Here is an 8585-nt window from a genome sequence, read left to right on the forward strand (position 1 = left end):
CGCTCGCCGCGCGCCAACCGGTGCTGACCGTCGGCGTGCCTGGAAAAGCGGAGCTCAAATTCTTCGGCGATACGGCCATGCAGACTGGTTTCGAAGCTTCGCTTGCCATTCTGTCGCGGCTTGGCTGCCGGCTGGTCGAAATCCCCTTCGGCGATTTCTACGCCACCGCCAACCTACTCTATGAGGGTGCCTGGGTGGCCGAGCGCTATGCGGCGATCCGCGATTTCATGGAAGCCAACGAAGCCGCCTTGCATCCGGTGACGCGCAAGATCATCGGCGGCGCCAGTAACCTGTCGGCGGCAGACGCCTTCCGCGGCCTCTACGCCTTGCAGGCCTACAAGGCGAAGCTCGCCCCGGTCATCGCCTCGGTCGACCTGTTCTGCGTGCCGACCGCCCCAACGCACTATACCACTGCTACCGTGCTCACCGATCCCGTCGAGACCAACAGCCGGCTCGGCACCTACACCAATTTCGTCAATCTTCTGGACATGTGCGGCATCGCCGTGCCGACCGGCAAGCGCGACGACGGGCTGCCGATGAGCGTGACGCTGCTTGCGGCCGCCGGAGCGGACGGCCTTGTAGCATCCGTCGCGCGCGATCTCCATGCCGCGAGCAGTCCCACCCTCGGCGCGACTGGCTGGCGGCAGCCGAGCGCGCAGCCTGTCGGCGCATCAGTCGAAGATGGCACTATCGAGTTGGTGGTGGTCGGCGCTCACCTCTCGGGAATGCCGCTCAATGGCCATCTCAAGGAGGCTGGTGCCCGGTTCTGCCGGGCAATGAGGACGGCATCTTCATACAAGCTATATGAGCTCGCGGGCCAGACCACGCCCAAGCCGGGACTGGTCCGTGTTGAAAACGGCGGCACTGCGATCGAGGTAGAGGTTTGGCGGCTACCTGCCGACGCATTCGGCCACTTTGTGGCCGCCATCCCGTCGCCCCTGGGCATTGGCAATATAGAGCTTGATGATGGCAGCACCGCCAAAGGTTTTCTAGTGGAATCCGTGGGCTTGCTAGGCGCTTTTGATATCTCGTCATTTGGGGGCTGGCGCCGCTTTCTGTCAGATCGTTCCCGCTTGAACACTTCGTCAACGGAATATGCGGAGGCAAGAGCAGGTGGCGACACCGCCCGCGGCGGTTAAACTTGTGATATCCTTGATCGCGAAGCCGGAAGCTGCCGTTTCGCTATCGGCCCCGCTTCTGCCTTCACCTGTCGTTTCTCGAGTGGCCAATCAAAACCGAGGAGCAACACGATGGGTTACTCGATTTGATCCCGCCACACACGGTCGCGCACCATGGAATATCGGAAAGACCGGTAGGACGAAGCGGCTAGCTCTGCCCGCGAAGATTCTTCGTCCCGTTTCGGCGATCAATCCCGGCGTGGGTCGTAAGGCTTGGCGGCCCGTTGAGCGACGCGCTCGCGGTACCTCGCGTCGGTTCCACTTCGGTTTTCCAGCTTGGTAAGCGTTTCGACAGGCTTCCCGAGGACGACCAGCAGCGTGTCCCATTCTTCCTGGCCGAGCGTCTTGTAGCGGTACTTCAGACCCGGCGAAGCCAAGAGCTGCTCGATCCCAGGCCGCGCGAAAAAGGCCGCAGGGCCAATGCGGCGAAAGCCGCTTCGCACGGCATCGGTAGCCGCGGTCAGGTCGCTGAAACCATACTTGCCCGGATCGTAGACGGAGTACTCGCGCAGCAGCCGCAACAGGTCGGGCACGGCATCGACGCCGCGGTCCCCTGGCGCTTGATCAGGCCGGTGGCAAAGCGGCTGACCGCCGGATCTGCGAGAATCGCGCGCTCTTCGGGCAGAGGATCGGTGTATGCACCCACAGGGAGGCCGGCCAGGGCATTGATCCAGTGGCGCGCCTCCTTCTTGTCGGTGGCCGCGAGGTAGCGGCGGGCGGCGAGCCGCCGCAGATCGGCGGAGTCGCCATCGACCTGTTTGATGATCGCCCACAGCCCGTCTGGGGATCGCACCCGTGGGTCCTCCAAGACGCGAACCAGCAGGCGCCGGTCGCTTTCGCCGAGCGGCTGGTCGTTCGCGCGGAACGAGTCCATCCATTGATTGGCGAGCGCGAACACGGGACCGCTCACCGGCTTACGCGGATCGTCGAGCGCTCTGGCAAGTTCCTCGCGCGTTCTCGCTTTCGCCGCTTCCATATTCACGCCGCGCGAAACGCTGGTGTGGTCGAGCAGCAGCCGGTTGACCGGAACCTCGGCGTACATCCTTCCGTCACCGAGCCGCAGACGCGCCCAACGAACCGGAAGTTCTCGATCCCGCCCGAAGTCCCGATCAGCAACGGCGCCGCCGGGGCAAAGATCGACAGGATCGACTGCCGCAGCAGCACCTGTTCACCGGCGTCGGTGATGGTGAGCGCCTTGCGGTGGGGTGCGGAGGGTTCGAGCGACCAATCCACCCGTCCCGATCGGGGCTTGGAGTCGAGCGCGGCAGGGCCGTGCTCGATAGCGATGGTGAAGCCGGGTTCGGGGGCGTCGTCGCTTTGCAGCAGCGCCTTGCCCTCTGACATCATCAGGTTCCATTCGGCTTCCAGCGCGCGCTGAGGGGCGAGCGGATCGGAGGCATCGTAGCGGCGCTCTTCCAGCAGGCCATGCCCGATGACGGTGCTTCGTTTGCCGGGCGTCGAGTCCGGCACGACGCGATAGGTATAGGATTGACCGCGAAGGGTCTGGACGCGGACCGAAGTTACGCCCGGGGTCTTGAGCAAGGCCGCGCACAATGCATCGCAACGGCCCTCGAACGGGCGGGCGAGGAGAATATCGCCCTTGAGCGCAATCGGTGCGTTCGACTGAATGTCCGGCTCCTCCAGGCTGGCCAGCATGCCCCTCGCCCAGGTGAGGCCTGGCTGGGGGATGGTCCAAAACAGTGCCAGCGTCGCGGCGCCCGACATGACGTTCAGAGGAACGCCTGAAAGGAAACTTCCGAGCAGCAAGCAGAACAGCGCGAAAGCGATGCCATACATGAAGGCCGTTGGCATCGACCCGAGGATGAGCCCCGGGATGATCAGGAAACTGCCGATGATGACCAGCCATGGCATTGTCAGCGCCACGAACGCGCCGACGCCGGTGATGATCAAGTAAGTCTTCAACCACATGCGCGGAACTTACCGCGCAGAATTCAAAAAATGATAAAGCTACTGATCTCGGGTCGGTGCCGTCTTTCGGCATCCACCCGTTGACGGAATCTCGTTACGCTCACCTCAAAGGCTATCGACCGTCCGCCTTTGGGGGTTCTGGCGCCCACATCACATGACCGACTCGGGTCGCAAGGGGAACGCCAGCCTTCTAGCCCATCGGGCCCAAAACCGGAAGGACAGCAGACGGCCCCAAAGCTGCCGGACTCCAATGCGCCTCATGTCGGCCGTTGAAGTCCAACTTTGCCACGACCTGAAATGCCCAGGGTCGGAGGACGCGAAGACCGAAATCGCCTTTGGGCGGCAGCGGTCCGATGGCCGATTGTCCCGGAACCTCAGGCCGATCGAAGAGTTGCCATTGCTTCACAAAGGAGAGGCTGATGGTGGAAAAATCGGTCGACAAGAAAGTTGGCAAGCGCCCCGGCAAGGAGCTTGAAGCAGACGCGCGAGGCTAATCAGAAGAGCACCACAAAGGCGGAAAGAACGACGGTGTCTCAAGCGCCAATCCGCGCGTTTTATCAGGCGAGAAGGATGGCGACGCCACATTTCCTCTAAAGCGGGAACAGTGACAGCAGCGTCATTCCAGCGCTGACCGAACCAAATCTCGCCCACGGTTGTCTGCGACTGATTGCGCCCCAACTGGCCTCGGGAACGAGGCTGGACCAGATAGCTCTGATGTCGCAGCCGATTCAGGGTACAATTTCCGCAATACAGAAACCCTGGCGCTGAAACCAGTGGTTCCAGGCCTAATGAAGAGGACGTCTCATCTCTGGCCTAAACGCGTTGTCGCGCGAAGGTGTTTGGGTGGTGATTATGTTGTTTTCTGTGGAAGAGGCCACCCTCAGTGGCGGTCGTTTTTGTGTGGATAAGACGTGCATGGCCTATTGGTTCTGCGCGTCATGCCGCGCACTCTCACGCAATGAAGGCGGAGTATGTTGAACTGGTTTTGTTCGAGCAGTCTTTCGCCAATATCAATCGGCCGTTTGCCGATCGAGTGGCTGACGTCGCGGAAAAGACTGGTGGCTCTGTTCTGTTCGATATTCGCGTCGAGGACGACACTCGCATTCAAAGGATGGCAGCTATCGGTTATGGCGCAAACGGAACCGTAGCGATCATGATGAACAAGCAGGGACAACTTAGCACCACGCCGGTGAATGGGAACGACGACATTCTCGTTGCCGAACTTACTGCTTGGTGTTCGCTACCGATGGCTAAACAGGTCTGCGTTAGTTACCATGGTGCAGCCGCGCGCCTGCTTGCTAACCTTCTTTGAAACGAAACGTGTTGGCGCGTTTGACACAAGGAGCCACCTCAATGGGGGCCAGGCGCCGGGGCCTCAGCGTAAGGGTGTGGCCCTACGATATCTCCAGCGCACGTATGCGGGTTGGTACCCTACTCCGGCGCAATTTCAAATGTCGGGTTTTCTTTACTAGCGAATCGTCATTGCCGCACCAAAGACGCAGTTCCAAGAACAGATTTTGTACTCTTGGCGACAGTCTCTACCCCTGCTGGTATTACAAAGACTGTAGACTTGCGCACAATCCGAACCGCAGCTTTTATGCTCGCCTACGTCCGCTAGAGCGCTTTCATCGATGCTGCCCTTAGAGGTCACACCACATTGATGATTATAACCTGGCAGGCCAGATGACTCGGTCGCGTCGCCACATTGTTCGACGGCGATCGCCGATACATTTGCAAGGGCGACAAGACCGAGAGAAGCTAATATTACAATTGATATGTGGCGCATGATTGCTCCATTCGATCGATGAATTAGTTGAAGAAAGTGGAACAAACATTATTCCATCTTTCATTGTCTTTAAAAAATCAATGTCGCTTGAAGATGCTTCTTCGACAGGATTAATTATCCTCGATGACGGCGCTGCTGTCTTGTGCTATGTTTTGTTCAGCCTGCTGCAAGAATTGCAGCGGTGATGCCGGGGGCTGCCGATGCGTTACCTGAACTCCGCTCACTATATCGATGTGGTGGCCAAGACCGGTTCGATCCGCGCCGCCGCGGAATTGCTCGCCATAACCTCGACGGCGCTCAATCGGCGTATATTGGCGATGGAGGCCGAACTCGGCGTTGCCATTTTCGAGCGACTGCCTCACGGCGTGCGATTGTCCAGCGCCGGCGAACTTCTAGTGCAGCAAATGCGCAACCAGTTATCCGATATGGAGCACGTGAAATCGCAGATTGCAGACCTTGCTGGCGCCCGGCGCGGCCATGTGGCGATCGCCTGCAGCCAGGCGCTATTGCCCTACCATCTGCCGATGCAGATCTCACTCTACCGCAAGGAACATCCGAATGTGACCTTCGGAGTGCACCTGCGCGACCGGGAGGAGGCCGAGCGTGCCTTGGTCGATCACACGGCCGACATTGCCATCGTCTACGAGCCAACCCGGCTGGCTGCCTTCATGACACTAATACGGGTGCACCAGCCGGTGCATGCGGTTATGCGGCCCCATCATCCGCTGGCTTCTCACGAGACGGTGCGCTTGCGCGCTTGCCTCGACTATCCAATCGCGCTTCCCACATCAAGTTACGGTGTGCGCTACCTGCTCGACATCGGGGCGCAATCGTCATCGCTGCAGCTGGAGCCGGTGATTCAGTCAGACAGCTTCGAATTCCTGCGCAACCACGCTATCTCAGAGGATATCATCACCTTCCATTTCCCGATTGGCCTATCCCACCAGACGATGACCGGTGACATGATCTCCCGGCCGCTCGACTTGCGCGACGTGCCCGCTGGCATGCTCTATGTCGGCCAACTCAAGGGCCGCACCCTACCGGTGGCCGCTGCACGTTTCGCCGACCAGCTTTCCGCTTCGCTGGCGCAGCAGTATGAGGTCTCGTGATGGCGCCTATTAGGGGTCAGAACAAGAGCAGTGCCGGGCATCTTGCATCCTATCAAATGAATGCAATCGAAGGACGACCTATTCCCGGCACGCTATCGCACGCGACTTCATGCCAAGTCCTTGGTCGCTTACCACGAAACCTTGATCGCCCGGGCCAGAAGATGACCGGATAGCTGTGCTCGGCCGGCCGTGCGACTGGTTAACGCAGGCGTTGCAGCAGCAGCCGCGCCTCACGGAATCGGTGCCGATCGGGGCAATCAGCTCCAGCCCGCTAAACGTGGTCGTCAAAGCCGCGTGCGCCGATCTGCTCTCCGCATTGAGCGAGCTCCGATTGCCACGACGCTCGTAACTCGTCTTACCGTGCCCGCCCTATTCGACTGGCCGGAGGGCTCTCGTGCCGGCGCCGAGCTATCCGGCGGACAAGGACGCCAGGGGCGCTCACAGCCCCAGTGCCGCAGCGACACGTTCCTGGAAATACTGCACTCCCCGCTCATGCCGCCCCGAGAGCGGGCCGGAGCTATAGGCCCCTGCGGCATAGTTGCGATGCGTATCGGCGCAGATGGCGTAGTCCTCGCGTACCACGGCCAGAGTGCCTTGCACAGATTTCGCCCTGCTCTCGGATGTTTCTGCAGCGATATCGGCAAAGAAGAAATGGTAATGCTGGTCTGTGTGATGCGGTGAGGTCGGATTGATCCGGCTAACGTTCATGCCGCCATCGAAGAGCGACAGCGTCCAGTTCGGCCACATCCAAAGCCATTTGCCGCGATAGAACAGACCGTCTTTCGGCGGTGCGGTCATCCGGACATAACCGGGATGGGCGGTGGTCTGGAAGGCTTCGAAGTCGATGGCAGCGTAGAACGAGGGATGTGTGCCAGGGATGTGGTAGCCTTCGACGAAATTGTCGGTGTAGATCTTCCAGTTCGCCGTAAAGCTGACGGTGGCCTGATCGGTGGCGACATAGGTCTCCAACGGCTCGTCCGCCAGTTCGTCGGGCAGAGAGCCAAGTTGATCCAGAAGACTTTCCTTCGGGTCGAGTGCCGCGAAGAGCAGCCCGCGCCATTCCGACAAGTGCACCGTCTCCAGCGCCAGTCTTCGGCGATGATCGCGGGATCCTTGCCATACCATGGGGCCTGCACCAGCCGTCCGGTGTCGGCAAAGGACCATTTGTGATAGGGGCAAACGATCAGCCCACATTTGCCCGCGCCATCGGCCAGAAGTTTCGCCCCCCGGTGGCGGCAGACGTTCTTAAATCCGCGCAAGGTCCCGTCCCGGCCCCGGATGGCGAAGATCGGCGTGCCGGCGATGTCGATGGCAAGGTATTGACCGGACGTCGCGACCGAGGCGACAGGCCCCATGAACTGCCAGGTGTGCGCGAAGATGCTGCACCGTTCCTGCTGCCAGATATCATCGCGTACATAAAGCGACGGGTCCAGGTTCAGGTATTGCACAGGCGGAGTGTCGAGTGGCAGCTGGTCGGGCCGCAAGGGGTCTGGCGTCATAGGCTAACCTCCAGTTGCGGCAATCCTGTCGTAAGCGGGGCGGCATCGCAAGAGAATTGGCTCTGCTGCGCACAGCCTGTAAGCCGGCGTGCAATTTTGCTCTAAAGCAGATTTGCTGGAGTGGCGGTCGTTTCCAATTCGCCGACCTAGTTGTCGACCGCGATCATCACGTGGGATGCTTAACCGCAGCACAGGTCCCAGGTCGACTTCGAGCCCAGTTCGTCGTCCGCCTGGTGGACGGCGGGTATCAGAATAGTGCCGTTCGCTCGCGAACGACGGGGGATGGAGTCGTGAGCTGACGAGAGAAACTTTGCCCGAGGACGCCAAGCTAGAACGGCAGCTTACCGCCGAGCGTTCGGCACGCCGAATCCTGATGTTGGCTTAAGCGTATCTCAGACATTCAGTCTGACCAGACTTTTGCGAATGGCGTCTTTGCGCTTCGTCTCGGTCATTGAGATATTAGCAGCCGCTTCCAACAAGCAGACATCACAGTGACCGCGCCATAGCTCTCGATGCGCAACGATATCAGACTCTCCAACCCGCCATTGCCCACATGCATTTCCCAGGACGGCCATTGATCGCTCAGGCAGGAATTCCGGACCGGTCCGGATCACCCAGGTGAGATGGCGTCTGCCGGGTCGACGCTTGCGTCAGGCGGCGTATGTCAACTCGTTTTAGGCCGCAGTAACTTCGAGAGCAAGGCGGACTGCTGGGGCAGGAAGAAGCTGAGTATTTCCACATTGGTGCGATCCGGTACTTAACATATTATGTGACCTTCAACTGGGGGTTATAGCGAATGAAAGATGAGACCGGCGTTCAGAAGTTGGTGCGCACACTGCGTGCCCGAGCACCCGACGACGCAGCTGAATTGCTGGCCAGAGAGTCTCCCGAGTTCATCCGCGACACACTAGAGCTGTTGCCAGAGGGGCACGCCCGCAAGGTGGCCGAGCATTTGCCATCGCATATGCGGCCCATCAGGCCCCCTGACGATGGCGAGGATTTCGCGATCCCCGAGTCGCTTGTCGAGGTAATGGACCCGATTTCCGCCAGCGTTCCTGTCGGGACGACGGTTGCTTCCTCGGTG

The 8585-nt window shown here is 60.1% G+C and carries 9 protein-coding genes; 5 read left to right on the plus strand and 4 right to left on the minus strand.

The annotated features are described in order from the left end of the window. Positions 1-1139: amidase family protein (locus EN750_RS09100; RefSeq protein WP_245482657.1), on the plus strand; the 1139-nt coding region annotated here is incomplete at its 5' end. 227 nt (positions 1140-1366) lie between these two features. Here EN750_RS09100 and EN750_RS09105 read toward each other — a convergent pair. The 3 genes from EN750_RS09105 to EN750_RS09115 are packed head-to-tail and all read right to left on the minus strand — an operon-like array spanning position 1367 to position 3089. Beyond that, the gene (locus EN750_RS09105) at positions 1367-1711 is read right to left on the minus strand and encodes a hypothetical protein (RefSeq protein ID WP_127396216.1); all 345 of its coding nucleotides are present in this window, start codon (positions 1709-1711) and stop codon (positions 1367-1369) included. Next, positions 1639-2220 (minus strand): hypothetical protein, encoded by a 582-nt coding sequence (locus EN750_RS09110; RefSeq protein ID WP_127396217.1) that lies wholly within the window; start codon positions 2218-2220, stop codon positions 1639-1641. The genes EN750_RS09105 and EN750_RS09110 overlap by 73 nt, the downstream gene beginning before the upstream one ends. Further along, positions 2157-3089: a hypothetical protein gene (locus EN750_RS09115; protein ID WP_127396218.1), complete on the minus strand. Its 933-nt coding sequence runs from the start codon at positions 3087-3089 to the stop codon at positions 2157-2159. Before EN750_RS09115 ends, EN750_RS09110 begins: the two co-directional genes overlap by 64 nt. A 976-nt stretch (positions 3090-4065) precedes the next feature. Here EN750_RS09115 and EN750_RS09120 point away from each other — a divergent pair. From EN750_RS09120 to EN750_RS09130, 3 genes are all read left to right on the plus strand, one after another. Further along, positions 4066-4419: a hypothetical protein gene (locus tag EN750_RS09120; RefSeq protein ID WP_127330603.1), complete on the plus strand. Its 354-nt coding sequence runs from the start codon at positions 4066-4068 to the stop codon at positions 4417-4419. Between the two features lie 476 nt (positions 4420-4895). Further along, entirely contained in the window at positions 4896-5078 is a 183-nt protein-coding gene (locus EN750_RS09125; protein WP_127322615.1) for a hypothetical protein, read from the plus strand. A gap of 15 nt (positions 5079-5093) precedes the next feature. Then, entirely contained in the window at positions 5094-6002 is a 909-nt protein-coding gene (locus tag EN750_RS09130; protein WP_127396219.1) for a LysR family transcriptional regulator, read from the plus strand. 438 nt (positions 6003-6440) lie between these two features. Here the strand turns inward: EN750_RS09130 and EN750_RS09135 are convergent, their stop codons facing one another. Next, positions 6441-7196 (minus strand): SRPBCC family protein, encoded by a 756-nt coding sequence (locus tag EN750_RS09135; RefSeq protein WP_127396220.1) that lies wholly within the window; start codon positions 7194-7196, stop codon positions 6441-6443. Positions 7197-8297: 1101 nt separating this feature from the next. Here EN750_RS09135 and EN750_RS09145 point away from each other — a divergent pair. Next, positions 8298-8585 (plus strand): hypothetical protein (locus EN750_RS09145; RefSeq protein ID WP_210212735.1); only part of this gene is annotated, 288 nt, incomplete at its 3' end.

It is taken from the genome of Mesorhizobium sp. M7A.F.Ca.ET.027.03.2.1 (assembly GCF_003999175.1).
Lineage (GTDB): Bacteria > Pseudomonadota > Alphaproteobacteria > Rhizobiales > Rhizobiaceae > Mesorhizobium.

What these genes read in the sequence shown, in the direction of transcription:
- EN750_RS09130 (WP_127396219.1), top strand. Translation starts at nt 5,094, where the DNA reads ATGCGTTACCTGAACTCCGCTCACTATATCGATGTGGTGGCCAAGACC.
- EN750_RS09135 (WP_127396220.1), bottom strand. Translation starts at nt 7,196, where the DNA reads ATGTGGGCTGATCGTTTGCCCCTATCACAAATGGTCCTTTGCCGACAC.
- EN750_RS09120 (WP_127330603.1), top strand. Translation starts at nt 4,066, where the DNA reads ATGAAGGCGGAGTATGTTGAACTGGTTTTGTTCGAGCAGTCTTTCGCC.
- EN750_RS09110 (WP_127396217.1), bottom strand. Translation starts at nt 2,220, where the DNA reads ATGTACGCCGAGGTTCCGGTCAACCGGCTGCTGCTCGACCACACCAGC.